Here is an 18,311-nt window from a genome sequence, read left to right as displayed (position 1 = left end):
TTCCGACCAGCCTTTTCAATTTGCGGGCTAATAGGTGGCGCTAGTTTACTCACCAGTTCACCACCTCTCCAATTCACCTCTATACCGTTACCAACCAGCCGTGTGGGTCGGGCGCGTGGCCGGTGCGAATGGCCTCCAGGGCCGCCCCTACCCGGCGCGCGAAGGCCGAGTCGGTGAGGGCGGGCAGGTCGTAGTCGTGGCCCTCATGGCCGATAGTGGCGATGGTGGCTACCGTGGCAGCTGTGCCCACACCAAAGGCCTCGGTGAGGCGGCCTTCCTGGATAGCGGCTACGATTTCGCGGCTCGATACGCGGCGCTCTTCTACGGGCATGCCCCAGTTGCGGGCCAATTCCAGCACCGAGCGGCGCGTGATGCCGTCGAGGATGGACGTGGAAAGCGCGGGCGTAATCAGGGTGCCGTCGATGACAAACATCACGTTCATGGCGCCCGACTCTTCTACGTACTGGTGCTCAGAGGCATCGGTCCAGATGAGCTGGTGGTAGCCTTGCTCCTGGGCTAGCTTGCTGGGCAGCATGGCGGCGCCGTAGTTGCCGGCGTTTTTGGCGTAGCCAGCCCCGCCGGGGGCGGCGCGCACGTATTGTTGCTCGAAGCGCACGCGCACCGGCTTGGTGAAGAACGATGCTACCGGGCAGCTGATAATGCCGAAATGGTAGGTATTGGAAGGCCGCACGCCCAGAAAGCCGTCGGTAGCAAACATAAATGGCCGGATGTAGAGCGAGCTACCCGCCGCGCCGGGCACCCAGGCCGCGTCGAGCTTTACCAGCTCGCGCAGGCCCTGCATGAATATTTCTTCTGGCAGGGTGGGCATGGCCATGCGCTCGGCCGAGGCATTGAGGCGGCGCCAGTTGTCGAGGGGCCGGAACAGCCCTACCCCCCCATCGGCCTGCCGATAGGCCTTCATGCCTTCAAAAATGGCCTGGCCGTAGTGCAGGGCCGAGTTGGCGGGGCTCACGGCCAACGGGCCGTAGGGCACGACGCGCGGCTGTTGCCACTCGCCGCCGATATATTCTACCGACAGCATGTGGTCGGCGAAGAGCTTACCAAATTCCAGGTTGGCCAGGTCGAGCTCGCCGAGGCGGGACGTAGTGGCGCGGTGCACGTCGATGGTCAGGGTATCAAGCATAGGAAGTCGAAATAAATAGGCGACTGTAAAAAGCGCCCTGTGGGCGCTGGGGTGGGTGGGAAAAGACAGGGTAGGGACGGCCCAGCCGGCTAAAGGTTGCCGACTAGCGCTAAGTAGCTGGTGGGCAAGCGGTAAGTTACACCCGCGGCTTCCACGTTACTTCGGCCACCCCCAGGTCGTGGGCCATGGCGCGGCTGAGCACAAAGAGGTAGTCGGAGAGCCGGTTGAGGTACATCACCACCAGGTCTTCGACCGGCGACTCTTCGCGCAGGTGAATGACCAGGCGCTCGGCGCGGCGGCACACGCAGCGCGCCACGTGCGCGAACGACACGGCCGGGTGCCCACCGGGCAGGATGAACGCCCGCAATGGCTCCAACTCCTTGTCCATCTGGTCCATCTCCATTTCCAGCAGCGCTACGTCTTCGGGGTGCAGGTCGGGCAAGGGCTGGCGGGCTTCTTTGCCGGGGTCGGTGGCCAGATGCGAGCCGATGGTGAAGAGGCGGTCCTGAATCTCTTTGAGCAAGTCGCGGCGCGGGGCGTTCACGTCTTGGTCGCGTAGCAGGCCAATGTAGGAGTTCAGCTCATCTACGGTGCCGTAGCAGTCGATGCGCAGGCTCGACTTGGGCACGCGCGCGCCGCCGATGAGCGAGGTCAGGCCCTGGTCGCCGGTTTTGGTGTAGATTTTCATGACCGCAGATTTAACGGATTTAACGGATTGCGTGGATACGCCGCTGCGCGGCTGACTGCGGGGGGTAGGGAGTTGCCTTTGGGGCCCCTTGCTACGGGTGGCTTAGGACAGCCGGCCGGGCAATCTCATGGTTGACCTCGTCGGTTTCGATGAGGCCGTCGCGCAGGCGCACGATGCGGTGGGCGTAGCGGGCGATGTCTTCTTCGTGCGTCACCATGATAATGGTATTGCCTTTAGCGTAGAGGGCTTCGAACAGGGCCATGATTTCGTAGCTCGTTTTGGAGTCGAGGGCGCCGGTGGGTTCGTCGGCGAGTAGCACGCTGGGGGTGTTGACGAGGGCGCGGGCGATGGCTACGCGCTGGCGCTGGCCGCCCGACAGCTCGTTGGGGCGGTGGCCGGCTCGGTCGGCCAGGCCCACCGAGCGCAGGGCTTCGAGGGCACGCTCGCTGCGCTCGCGCTTGCCCAGGCCCGCGTAGATGAGGGGTAGGGCCACGTTTTCGAGCGAGGTAGAGCGTGGCAGCAGGTTAAAGGTCTGGAAAACGAAGCCGATTTCTTTGTTGCGCACTTCGGCCAGCTCGTTGTCGCTCATGCGGCTCACGTCCTGGCCATTCAGGATATACTGGCCCTGAGTGGGCGTATCGAGGCAGCCAATGATGTTCATCAGCGTACTCTTGCCCGAGCCCGACGGCCCCATAAACGCCACGTATTCGCCACGCTTGATGTCGATGCTTACCGAGCGCAGGGCGTGAATGTGCTCAGTGCCCATCACGTACTCCTTGGCAATGTCGGTGGTCTTGATAACGTAGGGGGTAGGGCTGGCAGCGAGCATAAAACGAGCAGAAAAAATCAGCGGACGGGGAGCGGCACTTGGTCGAAAGCGGCGACAGCCGCCGCGTTGGCGGCCCGGTGCGCCGCGAATTGCGTCAGCAAGTTAGCGTACCCGGCGGGGCTGAGGCGCGGGCGCAGCTGCGTTAGGGCCGACTGGCCGAGGTCGGCCAGGCCGGCATCGGCGGCAGCCAGCGCGTAGGCTTGTAACAGTGGTAAGGAGGTGGGGTTTTCGGTCAGGCCTTTGTTGAGCGCATCGTAGGCATCGGTGGTGGCTTTTTGCTGCGCAAAAAAGCGGGCCGCCGCCAGCACGGCTGTTTCATTGAAAGGCGCCAGCTTCACCAATGCCTGGTAGCGGCGGGTAGCTTCGGGCAGGCTATGCGCCGCCTCGGCTTGTTGCGCCGCAGCCAGCTCCGAGCTACCAACGAGGCCCGTTGGCGGCTTACTATGCAGTAAGTTGGGCGCACGCAGCGCTAACCCCAGCCGGGCCACTCCCTGCGCCCGCGCTGTATCGGCCGCCAGCCGACGGTACGCCGCCTGGGCCGAATCGACTTGGCCGGCCAGCGCCAGCGCCCAAGCGTGGGGTAGGCGCGCATCGCGCGCGCCGTGCGCCGCGGCTAAAGCCAGCTGATTGGCCGCCGTGGCATACTGCTCCTGCTGCAACTGCCACAGGCCCAGCACGTACTGATAGTAGCCACTAGTGCCCGAAGTGCCGGCCGTGAGCGGCGCCAGCGTTTGGCGGGCGGCCAGCTCCTGGCCCGCCGCGTGGCGCAGCAGCGCTTGCAGGAAAAGCAGCTGCTCGTAATAGGGCTCGTTGGCGGGGCGCTCGGCTAGCCGGGCCAGTTCGGTATCGGCGCGGCGGCAGGCGGCTCGCTGGGCGGCTCGCGCCGTGAGCAGCGCCGCGTGGTATACCTGGGCGAAAGCCGCGGCGTCGAGGTCGAGGCTGGCGGGGGGGGTAGGGCTGGTAACTACCCGCGAATTCAGCAACGCCAACAGCTCTTTATTAGCCAGCAAGCCGGGCTCGGTGGCGGTGGCCGGCCAGGGTTTGGCCATTTTTTGGGCGGCGGGCACCAGGCCCTGGCTCAGCAGGAAGCCCAGCTGGTTGGTACGGCCCACGTAGCTGCCGGGCCGAAGCCGCTCGGCCTTGCCTAGGTAAAACACCACCGAGTCGGTGAGCGTAGAGCGGGTGAATAATTGGGCCGCATCAGAAGCCACGGCAAAGCTGCGGGGCGCGGCGCGGCGGGCCTGGCGCAGCACCTCCAGCGCATCCAAAAAATCGGCCGGCTCGGTGAGCAGGGAGTTTAATTGGAGGCTGATTTTCTCATCGGGCTGGCGCAGCAAGGCGCGGCGCAGGGCATTAATTTCGTTCTGGCGCTGGTTGCGGAAGCTATAGAGTGCCGCCCTACCCACCTGCGCCGAGCGGTTGAAGCGGGCCAGCACGTCGCCGCTTTCGGCGTAGTAGCGCTCGGCCAGCAGGGCCAGAGGCAGGTCGTCGGGCCGGGCTTCGCTCTGCTGGCGGGCCAGGTCGCCGAATTGATTATACTGTCCCGCCTGCACCTGGTCGAGCAGCGGCCAGCCGTTGCGCAGCTCAAACAGCAGCAGCGCGGCCACGCCCAGGATATAGACGGTATAAAAGGGCAGCCGGCGCGGCTCAAACACCACCCGGTACACCCGCAGCCGCTGCTGAATGAGCGAGCCAAAATTGACCAGCACGTAGAGCAAAAACGCTGCCCCCAGCAGCAGCAGCGCCCGCACGCTAAAGGTGCGGGCAGCCGTCAGCAACGGCGTATTATCCGTGGCCAGGGCGTAGCCCAGCGCCGCCGCGGCTGCCGCCAGCAACAGCCAGTACAAGGGCCGGGCGGCCACAAAGGGCAACCAGCCCGCGTAGCTGGGCGCCCGCTCGCGCAGGCCCAGGCCGGCCGTGAGGGCAGCCGGTAGCAGCAGCACCAGCGGGTCGAGGTGCAGGCCGCCGCCCAGGGCCAGCGTGTCGCCATTGTACCAGTACAGGAACAGCGTGCCCAAATAGAGCAAGCTCGACAGAATAAAGGGCAGCCGCCCGAAGCGGCTCTCGGGGTTTTCGGCCTGGGTGTTGAACCAGAGCAGCGCCCGCACATTCTCTACCCCCACCCACAGCACCAGCGCCGCCACCAGGCCCGCCCCGGCCGGCGTGGCGTAGGCGGCCAGGTGCAGGGCAGTTTCGGCCGGCGGCAGCTGCGACTTGGCCAGCAGCAGCGCCACCAGCCCGCCGAGCAGCGCGCCAAACAGCACCACCCGCCGCCCTACCCCCACCCGTTCGCCGAATGCCTGCAGGCCCAGCGCCGCCGCGCCCAGCACGCCCAGGCTCAGGTACAGGAAGTATTGCCGGGTAGGGTTGAAAACGCCCAGGCCATCGGCGTTGAGCGCAGCCAGCAGAAACACCACCGGCACCGTGCCCGCCAGAAAAGCCGGCCGCCGCAGCATGCTCACCACCGCCAGCCAGCCGGCCAGCGCCAGGCCCAGCACGCTCAGCCACAGCCCGGCCGCCAACGGCTGGGTATAAGGCCCACCCACGTCGTGCGTAAGGGTCGTGATAAAGCCACTCACCGGCAGCGGCAGCCGCGCCGGGCCCACGGCTACTGAGTCGAGGGTAAACGGTACTGGGGCCAGGTGCGGCACCAGCTGCAGGGGTAGGGTCGCGCTTTCGCCCGCGAAGTAGTAGTACACGGCCCCCGCCACGGCCAGCAGGGCCAGCAGCGCGGGCAGCCCCGGCAAGCGGCGCAGAATGGGAAGGTCAGGCAATGGCAGTGGGAAAGTAGGTAGCTGAAGAAGTATAAAAGAACGTCATGCTGAGCCCCGCGAAGCATCTCGCTCGCATCGCTATGGGAAACCCACTGGCGCGAGCGAGATGCTTCGCGGGGCTCAGCATGACGTTCTACCTTATTGCTCGCACAAGTAAGCTGCTGGCCCTAGTCCAGCACCTTGGGCACTCGGAAGTAGTCCGAGTCCTTGCGCGGAGCGTTGCGCAGGCCGTCCTGGTGGCTGATGGTGTTGTGAGCTTTATCGTCGCGCAGCACGTTGATTTCTTGCGACAAATGCACCAGCGGCTCCACGCCGTCGGTATCTACTTTGGAGAGTTGGTCTACCCAATCCAGAATCTTGTTGAGGTCGGTGAGCATCTGCTCCTCGCGGGCGGGGTCAAATTCGAGGCGGGCGAGGTGAGCCAGGCCGCGGAGGGTTTCAGTATTCATAATTGGTAAATGAGTAATTGAGCAGATGAGTAAAGCCAGAAAAGGACAAGTTAAGAAGGTGAAAAAATTACTCATTTACTCACCTACTCACTTACCTAACGCCAGGTGCTGGCCGCCGGAATGCCCCGGCCTTCGGGCACGAAGTCGTCGGCAATCTGGGCCATGACGTTGGCCTTGAGGTCGGGAATATCGGCCTCGGTGAGGCCCTTGGTCGCGATGGCTTCGTGAAACACGACCCGCAGCCGGGCGTGGCGCACGCGCAGGCCCGCAACCGAGGGCATAAACTTGTGGTTGAGGGGCATACTTACCGGCACGATGGGCACGCCCATGTTAATAGCCAGCTGAAAAGCGCCGTCCATAAAGGGCTGCAGCTCCTCGCCGGGCTTGGGGCCGATAGTGCCCTCCGGAAACAGCGCCAGCGGGCGGCCATCTTTCAGGCCCTGGCGGGCCTGGGCAAAGGCCCTACCCCGGCTCACCACGCTGCGGCGGTTAACGGGAATATACGTCTTGCCAAAGAGGGGGCCCCACAGCGGAAACTTCACCAGCGTATCCTTGCCCATCATGTTGAGAAAGCCCGGAATGGTGTAAAACAGCACCAGAATATCGATGTAGGAGCCGTGGTTGGCCACGTAGATGCAGGGCTGCGGCACGGGCCGGGTGTTTTCCCGAATGATTTCCAGCGGCACGCCCCACATCAGAATAGCGAATTTGGCCCACTGCCGGTTGATGCTATGCAGGTGGCGGCGCCACTCGGGCCGGCGCACCAGCACCAACTGCAGGGGGTAGGTCACGACAAACGGCAGCACAAACCAGAACGTAGCCCAGATAGTGTACAGCCGGTGGCCGAGGTAACGTAAAAAAACAGGCATAGCGGCAAATTTACGGCAAATGACAAACGTCCCTACCTTACCCTACCCTCCCCGCCAGCAGCTTCTCCACTTTAAGCAGGCCGGCCACGCTGAGCGCGTCGGTGATGCTATCGTCCATCACCAGCTCGATGGCCTGGGCCAGGGGCAGCTTCCAGACGCGCAGGTCCTCGGTTTCTTCGGGTTCCCACTCGCTTTGCGTGAGGTCTTCGGCCAGGAAAACGAAGCCTTCCTCGTCAGTGACGGAGTTGGAAGTATGCATGCGGGCGATGCGCGTCCAGCGGGCGGCGAGCAGGCCGGTTTCTTCGCGCAGCTCGCGCGCGGCCGACTCCTGCGGGTCGACGCCCATCACGCCACCGCCCATGGGCACCTCCCAGCTATACTCGTTGAGAGTGTAGCGGTACTGGCCCACCAGCCAGGTATTGCCCTCGCTATCAACGGGTATAATGGCAATGGCCTTGTTCTGCATCGATACCACGCCGTAGATGCCGGCCCCACCTTTGGGGTTCAGCACCTGGTCTTCGCGCACCCGAATCCAGGGATTCTGGTATTTGGGCTCCGAGCTGAGCGTTTGCCAGGGGTTATGGTGGGGGTCGAAATCGATGGGGGGCTGAGTATGAGGCATAAGGAATTGAAAGCAGCTGAACGAACGCAAAAGTAGCCCCGCCCGGCCCGCCCGCCTACCCCAACCCCCGCTCCGCAAGCGCGTATGACTTAGTAAGCTGGCCGCCGTTTACTTTCCGGAGGCCCGGCTTTTACGATGGCTGACAAACCCCAGAATCCCACCGAAGACTCGTTGCTCAACCTTAAGTTTGCCCAGGCCGAAGCCGACTTGGCTAAGAAAAACGGCGGCCTCGGCCCCGTTACCAATGAGTACGTCACGACTGACGAAAACGAAGAAATAACCCAGGCCGAAGGCCCTCGCGACAGCCAGGGCCAGCGCCGTGGCGATATCGATACCTCGCGTGAGGGCTCCAACGCAGGCACGCATAACTAGCCCTACCCCCATGCACGCTTTGGACCCCAGCCCTACCAGCCACCGCCCGTTGGGCATCCGCATTGCCTTGCCGCTACTGGCTTTTGCCGTGGTCCTGGCGCTGCTGAGTGGCTGCCGGGCTAGTGGCGGCGGACCCAGCACGCCAGCGCGCAACGTGGCCGCCTTCTTTGCCAAGTACCGCGACCGGCCGGGCTTCCGCACCACCGAGTGGTCGGCCGACTTCTTGCAGCGCCTGGCGCTGGTGCGAGTAGGTAAGCTACTCGGGGGCAATGACCTGACTAATGCCATTACCGGTATTCGTACGGCCCGCGTGATGACTTTTTTGCCCACTACCGGCAGCGCCCAAAGCTTGGTGCGCGAAGGCCTCAACAGTGAAGTGAGCGGCCTGCTGCAAGCCGAACGCTACACCTCGCTGGCCAATTCGGCCACTGGGGCGGCCCCCTACCAGTATGTAGTAAAGGCTAACGGCGACCAGGTGAGCGAGCTAGTGGCTACCGGCACCATGCCCGATGCGCTAGGCTCGTTTGTGCTGGTGCAGGTGCAGGGCAATTTTACCCGTGCCCAAGCCGACGCCCTAAGCCAAGTGCTGCCCGAAGTGGTGCAGCAAACGGCGGGTAACTAGCCTACCCCTACCCACAAAGAAGCCCTGCTTACTTGGCGTAAGCGGGGCTTCTTTGTGGAAAGCAACTCACTAAATATCGAACTTAATCCCCTGTGCCAGTGGCAGCTCGGTACCGTAGTTCACGGTATTGGTCTGGCGGCGCATGTAGACTTTCCAGGCGTCGGAGCCGGATTCCCTACCCCCCCCGGTTTCCTTTTCGCCGCCAAAGGCTCCGCCGATTTCGGCGCCGCTCGTGCCGATGTTCACGTTGGCAATGCCGCAGTCGGAGCCGGGCGCGGCCAGAAAGGCTTCGGCCTCGCGCAGGTTGAGGGTGAAGATGGCCGAGGACAGGCCCTGCTTCACGCCGTTTTGCAGCGCGATGGCCTCCCCTACCCCCCCGCCGTACTTGAGCAGGTAGAGAATGGGCGCGAAGGTTTCGGCCTGCACCGTAGGATAATGGTTTTCGGCTGCCACCAGGGCGGGCAGCACGTAGTGGCCGCCGTGCAGCTCGGCGCTGCTCAGCACCTGGCCGCCGGTGAGCAGGGTAGCGCCTTCGCGCTGCACGGCTTCGAGGGCGTTGGTGAAGGCCAGCACCGCGTCGGCGTCAATAAGAGGCCCTACCAGCGTGCCGGCTTGCAGCGGATGGCCCACCGGCAGCTTGGCGTAGGCGGCCAGCAGGCGCTGCTGCACTTCTTCGTAAATACTCTCGTGGATGATGAGCCGGCGCGTGGTAGTGCAGCGCTGCCCGGCCGTGCCCACAGCCCCAAACACGATGGCCCGCATGGCCATGTCGAGGTCGGCCTGCGGCGTCAGGATGATGGCGTTATTGCCGCCCAGCTCCAGCAGGGCGCGGCCCAGGCGCTGGCCCACGGCGGCGCCCACGGCCCGGCCCATGCGGGTGCTGCCCGTGGCCGACACGAGGGGTAGGCGCTCATCGGCGCTCATGGCCTGGCCCACTTTGGGGCCGCCCAGCACAAGGTTGAACACGCCCTCGGGCACGTCGTTATCGGCCAGTACTTGCTGAATGAGGTGGTGCACGGCCACGGCGGCCAGCGGCGTTTTCTCCGAGGGCTTCCAGATGCATACATCGCCGCACACGGCGGCCAGCATGGCGTTCCAGGCCCACACCGCCACCGGGAAGTTGAAGGCCGAGATAATGCCTACGATGCCCAGCGGGTGGTACTGGTCGTACATGCGGTGCGCGGGCCGCTCCGAGTGCATGGTAAAGCCGTGCAGCTGCCGGCTCAGGCCCACCGCAAAGTCACAGATGTCAATCATCTCCTGCACTTCGCCCAGGCCTTCCTGCAATATTTTGCCCATCTCGTAGCTCACCAGCTTGCCCAGGGCCTCTTTGTGGTGGCGCAGCGCCAGGCCAATCTGGCGCACAATGTCGCCGCGCTGGGGCGCTGGCACCAGCCGCCACTTCAGGAAAGCCGCCTGGGCAGTTTTCACCACCGCCTCGTAGTCGGCTACCGTGGCTACGGCCACGGCCGCAATGCGCTGCCCATCGGCCGGCGACACGATAGTCTTCTGCGCGCCGCCTACCCCCCCCCAGGTGCGCCCGGTGCAGGTAGCGGGGTTTTCGGCCTTGATGCCGAGCTGGCTCAGCACGTCCTGCATACCGTGGGGGTCGGCGTGGGGGTGCGGCACGGTCACGTCGGGGGTAGTAGCTTCTTCGAGGGCCTGCTTCATGGGGTGGGCATGGTGGGGAAGGTGAGTGCCCAAAGGTAGCAGCCCCGGCCGTGCCGGCTAGGCCCGCCCGGCCAGCCAGGCCAGGCACTCGCCTTCCTGGTTGAAGTAGTGGTAGTGCATTTGCTGAATGCTGCCCTGCTGGATATTGGCGTTCAGGCCGGGGTTGGTGGTGGCCTGGTCGTGCGCTATCATGGCGAAGTAGGCCAGGTACAGCGGCTGCGCAAACGCCGCCGATAGCCGGGGCATAAACTCCTGCCCAAACCACTCGGCGGCCGGGGCATCGCCCACGCGGCGGCGGCGCACGTCGAGCAGCCAGTGGCGGCAGCCGTGCGCCAGCGCGCTGGCCAGCAGCGCTTCGTAGTGCGTTTTTAGCTCGTCAAGATTCGCCTGGCGCAGCCACCGGCCAATGAGCAGATGTTGGTCGGGGCGATACTCCAGGGTAAAGCTCTCAGGTGAATAGGCAGGAGCGGCGGGCATGGGACAGTGAAAGCCGGATGAAGACCGATAAAAGTAGTAGCCAGGCGCAGTATCGCCCGCTGCCTGCTGCCAGGGGGGGGTAGGCCGCCACCTACGCCGCCCCTCCCCCATTTCTTCACCAAGCAAAAAAAGCCTCCGCCAGATGCTGGCGGAGGCTTTCTCATATCCCAACGGGGCGCTTACTCGCGGCCGATGGGGTAGTAGGCCTTGCGGCCATCTGGGTAAACGCCTTCTACCAACGCACCCGAGTTGTCTTTGGCCTGGTCGAGGTAGGCCTGCACGTCGGCAGGCTTGCGCACCACGTTCTTATCGATACGGGTGATAATGAAGCCGTCGGCCATGCCGGTTTCCTTGAAATTGCTGCCTTTGATGCCCGAAATCTGGGCTCCGCCTTCAATGCCGAGCGAGTTTTGCAGGCGGGCCGTTACCGGGCCCAGCTTGGCACCTTCGTAGCTAATGCCAGCGTCGGCGGGCAGCTCTTTCACCACAGCCGTGGTGTTGGAGGCATTGAAGAGGGTAGCGTTGGCGTTTTCCTGGCTGCCATTACGCAGGTAGCCCACCTTAATCTTGTCGCCGGGGCGGAAGCGCGACACCTGCTCCTGCAGTTGCGAGGCAGTGTTCACGTTCACACCGTTGATGTCGGTAATGATATCGCCGATTTTGAGGCCCGCGGCGGCGGCGGCACTCTTCTCACCCAAGCCCTGCACGTACACGCCATTCAGGGTATTAAGCTTTTTCTCCGAAGCCAGCTTGGCATCCACTTCCTGAATGCGCACGCCCAACAGGGCGCGCTGCACTACCTTGTACTTGAGCAGGTCGTCTACCACCTTGCTCACAATGGCGCTGGGCACGGCAAAAGCATAGCCTTCAAACGAGCCCGTGTGCGAGGAGATAGCCGAGTTAATACCGATGAGGTCGCCGCTGGTGTTCACCAGCGCGCCACCCGAGTTGCCGGGGTTTACCACGGCATCCGTCTGGAGGTACGACTCGATACCGGCGGCTTGGTCGCGGCTCAGAATACCGATGCTGCGGCCCTTGGCCGAGATGATGCCGGCCGTTACGGTCGAGTTCAGGTTGAAGGGGTTGCCCACGGCGAGCACCCACTGGCCCACCTTCACCTCGTCCGAGTTGCCATACTTCACGAAAGGCAGGTTATCGGCCTTCACTTTGAGCACGGCCAGGTCGGTGCTGGGGTCAGCGCCCACTAGCTCGGCGTCAAACTTCCGCTTGTCGTCCATCACCACCGTGATTTTCGAAGCTTTGTCGATAACGTGGTTATTCGTAACGATATAGCCGTTGGCCGCAATAATAACGCCCGAGCCCGAGCCTTCGCCGCCGCCCTGGGGCTCGCGCTGGCCGCGCTGCTGCCCATCAAACTGGTCGCCGAAGAACTGGCGCAGGAAGGGGTCCATCTGCATCCGGCTGTGGGCGGCCTGGGGCTCGGCCTTGTATTCGGTCATTACGTGCACTACGGCGGGCGTAACGGCCGCGGCGGCGGCCACGAAGTTCAGGCCTTCGGGTGCGGCGTAGGCAGTGCTACGCATGGCTGAGGTGTAACGAACTTGAGGGTCAGAAGCAACTGTCGTGAGAGCCACGTTGCCCGGCTCAGATTCCAGCAACTTATATCCCCCCACGGCCACGCCTCCGCCTAGCACAGCGGAAGTCAACAGGCCGAGCATCATATTTTTAGCTTGCATCGGGGTTTGTTTTAAAAGGTAGTAAGAAGAAAAGCGAAGTAACGACGGGAAGCCAAGAAAATCAACTTCCCTGCCTAAAACTGATAGGATAATGCTGGCGCTACGGCCGCGTCTTGTCCCTGTACTAATTAACGCCAGTAAGAGTCGCTTTCGTGCCCAAAGGTTGCCGAAAAGCAGCATTTTTTTGGGGTGGCCAACGGCCGCAGCAGTCCACAATGAACAGGCAGAGGCACCCAGGTAGGTGCCTCTGCCCGTTAGCGCTTAGCGCACCTCAATGTGCTGCTTGGTCACTTTTTCGGTATCAAAGGGCAGCGTTACGCGCAGCAGGCCATCCGTCAGCTCTGCGCTGATGCTTTTCACGTTCACCGTTTCGGGCAGGCGGAAGGCCCGGCGGAACTCGCCGAAGCGGGTTTCGACGCGGCGTAGCTGCGGCACGTTATCGCCCTCCGTGGCCGGGGCGGGGCGGCGGCCGGTTACCACCAGCTGGCCTTCCTGGAAGTCGATGGTTACGGCGTCCTTAGCTACGCCGGGCAGCGCCAGGTGCAGCTCGTAGCCAGCGGCCGTTTCGAAGATGTCGGCGGCGGGTACGAAGGAAGTAGAGGGGGTAGGCGTGGTGGGTTGAGCATCACGCAGCAACTCGTTCAGCAGCGAGTTGAACGCACGGCCCGGGCGAACGGCCGGGCGGGAATTATACAATAAAGCAGACATGGAGCAGAAAAGTAAGTAAGGTTGGAAACAAGCCGCTACCAGCGACGCTGCTTGATATCCTTAAACTTTATGCCACTACCCAGAATCAGTCAAAATGTCTTGTTAGTTTACGAATTTCCGTTATCGACAAGAAAAATTGTCTTTTTAGATTCTAATCAGCCTTTTATTAGCGTCATAATGACATACCACTACTAATGCTGGGTAGGCAGCTGTTTGCGGTCAGCTTTATTACCACTGGGCAGCAACGTAAAGCGCACGTCGAGCCCGACAGTCGGGTATATGGCATTAACCTTACCGCCTGACACCGGAATTGTCCCAGTGGCATCCGTAAAGACCAGGTTCTGTTGATAAGCAGTCTGGTACGCGAACCACGGCGTAAAATCGAGGCTCGGCGACAGTCGCACGCCTACTTCACCGCGCAGGCTGGTGTATTGAATGGTGCGTTCATCGGGGTCGTTGGTCGCCTTCTGGAGGCGCAGGTGCGTGCTGGCTTCGTAGCTCAGGCGCGGGCGCAGGGCCAGGCCAGTGACGTCACTACCGAGGGGTAGGAGCTTTTCCAGGTCCACGCGCAAGCGTGTCCAGGTCTGGCCGTCGGGCCCCGAGCCCAGCGGCGGCGCGATACCACTAGCAGCGAAGTTACGCTCCAAGCTCAAGCGCTGGCCAAAGGTGACAGCACCAAAAATGGGCGAACGGTGCCGTAGCAGTATTTCGGGGATAACACTCGTGCCGCTACCATTGCCTACCAGCTGCACCGTGGCGCCGTAGCTCCAGGTAGCGCTGCCAAAATGTTCGTAGGCCACTCGGGCGCGGCGGGTATCAACCCCCAAGCTGCGGTCCACAGAGCCGGCGCCGGAGGCCGCACGCTCGCCGCGCAGTGCCAGCAGCAGATAGTCGCCGTTAGGTAGCACCAGCTCCCCTTGCAGCTCGGGCCAGAGCTGGAGCGCCTGTATCGAGCGGTGGGCTACGTTGGGGTCGTAGGGGGGGGTAGGGGCTTGAGCACAAGCAGCCACGGAGCCACCCAAAAGAAACGAAGCAAGTAGCAGGCTACGCATAAAAAATTGGTAGTTAAGCAGTAGCGGGCCCGGCCAGCTCCTGCAAGGTAAGCCAGGCCATAAGCCCCGCACCTAGGCTGAGCGCCTGCTCGTCGATATCAAAAATGGGGGTGTGCACCGAAGCGGCAAAGCGCCCGTCGGCGGCCCGCGTGCCGAGGCGGTAGAAGCAGGCCGGCGCAGCCTGCGAGAAGTAGGCAAAGTCCTCAGCGGCCAGCCACTGGTCCAACTCAATCACGTTTTCGGCGCCCAGGTAGGCTTCGGCGGCGGCGCGCACGCGGGCCGTCACGGCGGGGTTGTTGTCGAGGCAGGGGTAGCCGCGCCGGATTTCCAGCTCGCACACCGCGCCCATGCTGGCGGCCAACCCTTCGCAGAGCTGCCGCAGGTGCGCGTGGGCCTCGTTGCGCCACGTCTCATCAAGCGTGCGGAAGGTGCCTTCGATGTACACCTCATCGGGAATGACGTTGGTAGCGCCGTTGGCGATGACCTTGCCGAAGCTCAGTACCGAGGGCATTTTGGGGTTGGCACGGCGGCTCACTACCTGCTGCGCCGCCACAATGAGGTGGGCCGCCACCAGCACCGGGTCGAGGTTGAGCTCGGGCATGGCGCCGTGGCCACCCTTGCCCTTGATGCGCAGGTACAGCTCGTCGGTGCTGGCCATGTAGCGGCCCGGCCGCACGCCAATCTGCCCCACCGGCAGGCGCGGAAACACATGCTGCCCCAGAATTTCGGCGGGCGCGGGGTTTTCGAGCACGCCGTCCTGTATCATCAAGGAGGCGCCGCCGGGTAGCAGTTCCTCGCCGGGCTGAAAAATCAGCTTCACGGTGCCTCGAAAGTTAGCGCGCTGCTCGGTGAGCAGGCGCGCCGCGCCGAGCAGGCAGGTGGTGTGCACGTCGTGGCCACAGGCGTGCATTACGCCGGGCCGGGTCGATTTATACGGAATATCGCTCAACTCCTGGATGGGCAGCGCGTCCATGTCGGCGCGCAGGGCCACCACCGGGCCACCCGGCTGCCCCTCCACTAAGGCTACTACCCCCGTGCCCGCCACCGAATAGGGCGCCAGGCCCATCGCCCGCAGCTGCTCGGTCACGAATGCCGCCGTTTCGGTTTCATGGAATGAAAGCTCGGGGTTGGCGTGCAGGTGGCGGCGCAGGGCCGATAGCTCGGGGGCAAGGGCGGCAGCACGGGCTTTTAGTGTATCTAGCATAACTACGTTAGTATAATCATTGTCATGCTGAGCTTGTCGAAGCATCTCTGCCGCATCATCCAACGACGCGGGAGAGATGCTTCAACAAGCTCAGCATGACGTTCTTTCATTAGGCTGATTTACGGCGTCTTATCCAGTAGCACTTGCATGGGCTCCAGCTCGGCGCGGGGCACAAACTGCCGCACCCGCGCCAGCCCACGGGCCGCGTCGAGCTTATTGACATAGTCGCCCACGTAGAGCCGGTACACGGGCTGCTTGAAGGTGATGTAGTCCGTCTCGTCGGGGTAGCGCGAAATTATCTGGCGGCGAATACTCATCACCTGGTCACGCTCCAGCCCTAAGTAGGCCCGCACCCGGAAACCGCTGACGTACTTCACGTTCTGGTTGGTGAAGGCCTGGTCACGCAAGCGCTGCTCCACCTGGGCATTGACCTGGTTGGTAGGGGTAGGCGCGGCGGGACGCACCGCCACCGTGGGCTTGGCCGCCGCGGGGGGGATAGGGCTGCCCGCCGCCGCCACTGGCGCGAAAACCGGTCGGTACTTGGTCAGGTCATCGGCAGTGGCCGTGGCCACGGTCTTGCGGGTGGTATCGGCCGGCACTTGGGCGCGGGTGGTGGGGGCCGAGGCCGCGCAGGCGGCCAGCAGCGGCAGGCTTAGCAGTAGCACGGCGTTACGAAAGCGGAGATTCATCTTCTTGCAAGATAGCCAGACTATTAGAGGTACCCAGGCGGTCGGCGCCGGCCGCGAGCAAGGCCAGCGCCTGGTCCCGCGTGCGGATGCCGCCGCTGGCCTTGATGCGTATGTGGGGGGGTAGCACCCGACGTAGTAACTCCACATCGGCCACCGACGCGCCCCGGCTGGCAAAGCCGGTGCTGGTTTTCACAAAGTGCGCGCCCGCCTCGGCGCAGAGCCGGGCGGCGGTTTCCATCCCCTCCTCGGTTAATAAGGCAGTTTCGATAATGACTTTGAGCAGCGCACCGTGCGCCTCGGCCAGGTCGGTGAGGTCTTCGATTTCGGCCCGCACCGCATCGAGTTGGCCCGACTTGAGCAGCGATATGTTCAGCACCATATCCAACTCGGTAGCACCTTCGGCGAGCGCGATTTCCGCCTCCCGAAACTTACCCCGCGAGCTGCTGTAGCCTAGCGGAAAGCCAATAACGGTGCACACCGCCACCTCCGAACCGCTCAGCTCACGGGCGGCCACCGGCACGTAGCAGGGCGGCACACAGGCGCTAGCGAAGCCGTAGGTGCGCGCCTCCTGGCACAGCTGAATTATCTGGGCTTCGGTGCAGTCGGGGCGCAGCAGGGTGTGGTCAAGGGTAGCGGCGAGGTTCGGCGTGGGCATGGGGCAAAGGTACGGCCCATCGCCGCGCGGCTACTCTATTACCAGCTTCTGCGTGGCCAGCGCCTCGCCGGCCTGCATGCGCAAGGCGTATACGCCGGGCACAAGGCCAGTGAGGTCAAGCGGATAGTCGGCCCCAGCCGCCGCAGCCTGTGTGCGCACCACACGCCCCAAGGCATCGAGCAGGGTAAAAGCAGCTAGACCAGCGCTGGCCGGCACGCTTATCGTGACTGTGCCGTGACCAGGATTGGGATAGATGTTCGGGCGGGCGGGCAACATAGGTACTTTGGTGGGCAAGGTCACATCGGCAAGCGAGGCCAAGAAAGCACTACCTGTGCCGTTATTATAAGCCTTAGGAAGCGTAATGTTACCCAGCAGCAAAGGCGTGCCGTTAAAAGTACCACTTACGTACACCCTTTCCCCACTCAGAGCCAGGCCACCTGCCACGTCGATATCGCCGCTACCAGCCTGCTGGGCCCAGGTCAGGTTGCTACTATTGCCAGCATCCGCAAACTTGGCCAGAAATATGTCGCACCCGCCCACCGTAGTGAGGGTAGTACCACCGGCCGTAGCTGTGGCACTAGCCGTAGTGGAGGAGCCAAGACCAAAGTAGCCCAGCAGGTATACTGCGTTACCATGTACGGCTACCTGCACCCCAATGTCGCCAAGGGCACCCCCTACCCGCTGCACCCAACCCACTAGGCCGCTAGTACCCCCGTCCGTGAGTTTAATCAGGCAGGCATCGGCCGCACCACTGCTAGTGAAAGTGATGGAGCCGATACTAGCGCTAGTGCCATTAAAGGTACCGGCTATATATAAGTTATCACCTTGCAGAGCTAGCCCACTACTACTTTCATTTGCCGCCCCGCCCAAAGGCAGTGCCCATTGCAGGGTAGCTATGCTGCCCTGGTTAGCCAGCTTGGCCACAAATATATCGGTCCCACCAGCGCTGGTAAGCGTGGCCCCGCCCAAGCTAGCCGTACCATAGAAAAAGCCAGTAATGTACACGTCGTTCGCATGCACAGCCAAGGCTGTCACCTCGATGGGGGAAGCCCCCACAATGGGCTGCACCCAGCCAAAAATACTTGTAGCCCCATTATCTACTAGTTTAGCTACAAAGCCATTACCCGAGCCAGTGGTGGCCAAAGTAGTGGTACCAATGCTAACTATCGGGCTGCTAAAACCACCTGCCAAATACAAATTATTTTCATCTATGGCGAGCCCTAGCACCTCTTCGTCGCGGGTGCCGCCCGCATATTGGGTCCACGTAAAGCTAGCGGTAGTGCCTGCGTCGATGAGCTTCGACACAAATAAATCTTTATAGCCTGCACCCGCATTAGTGAGAGTGGTACTGCCAAAAAAAGCCCTAGCCCCAGTAAAGCTTCCGGCCACGTACACACTCATCCCGCTGACAGCTATGGCTTTCGCCTCGGCTCCGCCATTGCCGTTGCTACCCCCACCCTGCATAGCCCAAACAAAATTACCCGTAGCGGGGCTCCATTTAGCCACAAACATATCGTAAGTACCAGCGCTCACTAGCGTAGTACTCCCAAAGGTGGCCGTGCCGGAAAAGCTCCCCGCCACATACACATTGCCTACAGCATCGGTGGTAGTGACATTAGCTACGCTGTTGTAAGCAAATACTTGATTACCAGCTGCAATAGCCATTTGCCAGGCTGGAGCCTGGGCTTGGCTCTGCAAACTTATGAGCAGCACTATAAATAGTAGAATCGAATTTTTACTAGTAAATCTATTACGCATAACAAACCGGAAAATCACCTCTAAATGTGGG

The 18,311-nt window shown here is 62.6% G+C and carries 18 protein-coding genes; 2 read left to right on the top strand and 16 right to left on the bottom strand.

The window, feature by feature from the left end:
* Positions 1 to 79 precede the first annotated feature (79 nt).
* From E4631_RS03345 to E4631_RS03315, 7 genes are all read right to left on the bottom strand, one after another.
* Complete coding sequence (locus E4631_RS03345) at positions 80 to 1,144, bottom strand: branched-chain amino acid aminotransferase (RefSeq protein ID WP_133657413.1); 1,065 nt, start codon at positions 1,142 to 1,144, stop codon at positions 80 to 82.
* A 136-nt stretch (positions 1,145 to 1,280) separates the two neighbouring features.
* Entirely contained in the window at positions 1,281 to 1,832 is a 552-nt protein-coding gene (locus E4631_RS03340) for a cob(I)yrinic acid a,c-diamide adenosyltransferase (RefSeq protein ID WP_133657414.1), read from the bottom strand.
* Positions 1,833 to 1,923: 91 nt separating this feature from the next.
* Complete coding sequence (locus E4631_RS03335; protein ID WP_133657415.1) at positions 1,924 to 2,661, bottom strand: ABC transporter ATP-binding protein; 738 nt, start codon at positions 2,659 to 2,661, stop codon at positions 1,924 to 1,926.
* Positions 2,662 to 2,678: 17 nt separating this feature from the next.
* Positions 2,679 to 5,435, bottom strand: a complete 2,757-nt coding sequence (locus E4631_RS03330; RefSeq protein WP_133657416.1) for a hypothetical protein — start codon at positions 5,433 to 5,435, stop codon at positions 2,679 to 2,681.
* 167 nt (positions 5,436 to 5,602) lie between these two features.
* Positions 5,603 to 5,884: an Asp-tRNA(Asn)/Glu-tRNA(Gln) amidotransferase subunit GatC gene (gene gatC, locus E4631_RS03325; RefSeq protein ID WP_133657417.1), complete on the bottom strand. Its 282-nt coding sequence runs from the start codon at positions 5,882 to 5,884 to the stop codon at positions 5,603 to 5,605.
* 95 nt (positions 5,885 to 5,979) lie between these two features.
* A complete protein-coding gene (locus E4631_RS03320; protein WP_133657418.1) occupies positions 5,980 to 6,753 on the bottom strand; it encodes a 1-acyl-sn-glycerol-3-phosphate acyltransferase in 774 nt (257 codons plus the stop codon).
* Between the two features lie 37 nt (positions 6,754 to 6,790).
* Positions 6,791 to 7,375, bottom strand: coding sequence for an NUDIX hydrolase (locus tag E4631_RS03315; protein WP_133657419.1), 585 nt, complete (start codon positions 7,373 to 7,375; stop codon positions 6,791 to 6,793).
* Between the two features lie 135 nt (positions 7,376 to 7,510).
* Here E4631_RS03315 and E4631_RS03310 point away from each other — a divergent pair, with 135 nt between their 5' ends.
* Together E4631_RS03310 and E4631_RS03305 are read left to right on the top strand one after the other, a co-directional pair.
* A complete protein-coding gene (locus tag E4631_RS03310; RefSeq protein ID WP_133657420.1) occupies positions 7,511 to 7,747 on the top strand; it encodes a hypothetical protein in 237 nt (78 codons plus the stop codon).
* Positions 7,748 to 7,757: 10 nt separating this feature from the next.
* Positions 7,758 to 8,369 (top strand): DUF4252 domain-containing protein, encoded by a 612-nt coding sequence (locus E4631_RS03305; RefSeq protein WP_133657421.1) that lies wholly within the window; start codon positions 7,758 to 7,760, stop codon positions 8,367 to 8,369.
* Between the two features lie 69 nt (positions 8,370 to 8,438).
* Here E4631_RS03305 and E4631_RS03300 read toward each other — a convergent pair whose 3' ends face one another.
* The 9 genes from E4631_RS03300 to E4631_RS03260 form a co-directional block, all read right to left on the bottom strand.
* Positions 8,439 to 10,040 (bottom strand): aldehyde dehydrogenase family protein, encoded by a 1,602-nt coding sequence (locus E4631_RS03300; protein ID WP_133657549.1) that lies wholly within the window; start codon positions 10,038 to 10,040, stop codon positions 8,439 to 8,441.
* A 57-nt stretch (positions 10,041 to 10,097) separates the two neighbouring features.
* Positions 10,098 to 10,517 carry a hypothetical protein gene (locus E4631_RS03295; protein WP_133657422.1) on the bottom strand — a complete coding sequence of 140 codons (420 nt, stop codon included), beginning with the start codon at positions 10,515 to 10,517 and terminating at the stop codon, positions 10,098 to 10,100.
* A 179-nt stretch (positions 10,518 to 10,696) separates the two neighbouring features.
* Positions 10,697 to 12,061, bottom strand: a complete 1,365-nt coding sequence (locus E4631_RS03290; RefSeq protein WP_240734645.1) for a Do family serine endopeptidase — start codon at positions 12,059 to 12,061, stop codon at positions 10,697 to 10,699.
* Positions 12,062 to 12,475: 414 nt separating this feature from the next.
* Positions 12,476 to 12,922: an Hsp20/alpha crystallin family protein gene (locus tag E4631_RS03285; protein ID WP_133657423.1), complete on the bottom strand. Its 447-nt coding sequence runs from the start codon at positions 12,920 to 12,922 to the stop codon at positions 12,476 to 12,478.
* 191 nt (positions 12,923 to 13,113) lie between these two features.
* A complete protein-coding gene (locus E4631_RS03280) occupies positions 13,114 to 13,974 on the bottom strand; it encodes a hypothetical protein (RefSeq protein WP_135318582.1) in 861 nt (286 codons plus the stop codon).
* Positions 13,975 to 13,987: 13 nt separating this feature from the next.
* Positions 13,988 to 15,178: a M20 family metallopeptidase gene (locus E4631_RS03275; protein ID WP_133657425.1), complete on the bottom strand. Its 1,191-nt coding sequence runs from the start codon at positions 15,176 to 15,178 to the stop codon at positions 13,988 to 13,990.
* A 119-nt stretch (positions 15,179 to 15,297) separates the two neighbouring features.
* A complete protein-coding gene (locus E4631_RS03270; RefSeq protein WP_133657426.1) occupies positions 15,298 to 15,867 on the bottom strand; it encodes a hypothetical protein in 570 nt (189 codons plus the stop codon).
* Positions 15,848 to 16,522, bottom strand: coding sequence for a deoxyribose-phosphate aldolase (gene deoC / locus E4631_RS03265; RefSeq protein WP_133657427.1), 675 nt, complete (start codon positions 16,520 to 16,522; stop codon positions 15,848 to 15,850). Before deoC ends, E4631_RS03270 begins: the two co-directional genes overlap by 20 nt.
* Positions 16,523 to 16,552: 30 nt before the next feature.
* Positions 16,553 to 17,827, bottom strand: a complete 1,275-nt coding sequence (locus E4631_RS03260; protein WP_166648074.1) for a T9SS type A sorting domain-containing protein — start codon at positions 17,825 to 17,827, stop codon at positions 16,553 to 16,555.
* Positions 17,828 to 18,311 lie beyond the last annotated feature (484 nt).

It is taken from the genome of Hymenobacter sp. UV11 (assembly GCF_004684095.1).
In the GTDB taxonomy this organism is placed as follows: domain Bacteria; phylum Bacteroidota; class Bacteroidia; order Cytophagales; family Hymenobacteraceae; genus Hymenobacter.
This window is presented reverse-complemented; position numbering and strand designations above follow the sequence as displayed.

Coding starts and splice junctions, on each gene's coding strand:
- E4631_RS03345 (WP_133657413.1), bottom strand. CDS start 1,144: ATGCTTGATACCCTGACCATCGACGTGCACCGCGCCACTACGTCCCGC.
- E4631_RS03340 (WP_133657414.1), bottom strand. CDS start 1,832: ATGAAAATCTACACCAAAACCGGCGACCAGGGCCTGACCTCGCTCATC.
- E4631_RS03335 (WP_133657415.1), bottom strand. CDS start 2,661: ATGCTCGCTGCCAGCCCTACCCCCTACGTTATCAAGACCACCGACATT.
- gatC (WP_133657417.1), bottom strand. CDS start 5,884: ATGAATACTGAAACCCTCCGCGGCCTGGCTCACCTCGCCCGCCTCGAA.
- E4631_RS03320 (WP_133657418.1), bottom strand. CDS start 6,753: ATGCCTGTTTTTTTACGTTACCTCGGCCACCGGCTGTACACTATCTGG.
- E4631_RS03315 (WP_133657419.1), bottom strand. CDS start 7,375: ATGCCTCATACTCAGCCCCCCATCGATTTCGACCCCCACCATAACCCC.
- E4631_RS03310 (WP_133657420.1), top strand. CDS start 7,511: ATGGCTGACAAACCCCAGAATCCCACCGAAGACTCGTTGCTCAACCTT.
- E4631_RS03305 (WP_133657421.1), top strand. CDS start 7,758: ATGCACGCTTTGGACCCCAGCCCTACCAGCCACCGCCCGTTGGGCATC.
- E4631_RS03300 (WP_133657549.1), bottom strand. CDS start 10,040: ATGAAGCAGGCCCTCGAAGAAGCTACTACCCCCGACGTGACCGTGCCG.
- E4631_RS03295 (WP_133657422.1), bottom strand. CDS start 10,517: ATGCCCGCCGCTCCTGCCTATTCACCTGAGAGCTTTACCCTGGAGTAT.
- E4631_RS03290 (WP_240734645.1), bottom strand. CDS start 12,061: ATGCGTAGCACTGCCTACGCCGCACCCGAAGGCCTGAACTTCGTGGCC.
- E4631_RS03285 (WP_133657423.1), bottom strand. CDS start 12,922: ATGTCTGCTTTATTGTATAATTCCCGCCCGGCCGTTCGCCCGGGCCGT.
- E4631_RS03280 (WP_135318582.1), bottom strand. CDS start 13,974: ATGCGTAGCCTGCTACTTGCTTCGTTTCTTTTGGGTGGCTCCGTGGCT.
- E4631_RS03275 (WP_133657425.1), bottom strand. CDS start 15,178: ATGCTAGATACACTAAAAGCCCGTGCTGCCGCCCTTGCCCCCGAGCTA.
- E4631_RS03270 (WP_133657426.1), bottom strand. CDS start 15,867: ATGAATCTCCGCTTTCGTAACGCCGTGCTACTGCTAAGCCTGCCGCTG.
- deoC (WP_133657427.1), bottom strand. CDS start 16,522: ATGCCCACGCCGAACCTCGCCGCTACCCTTGACCACACCCTGCTGCGC.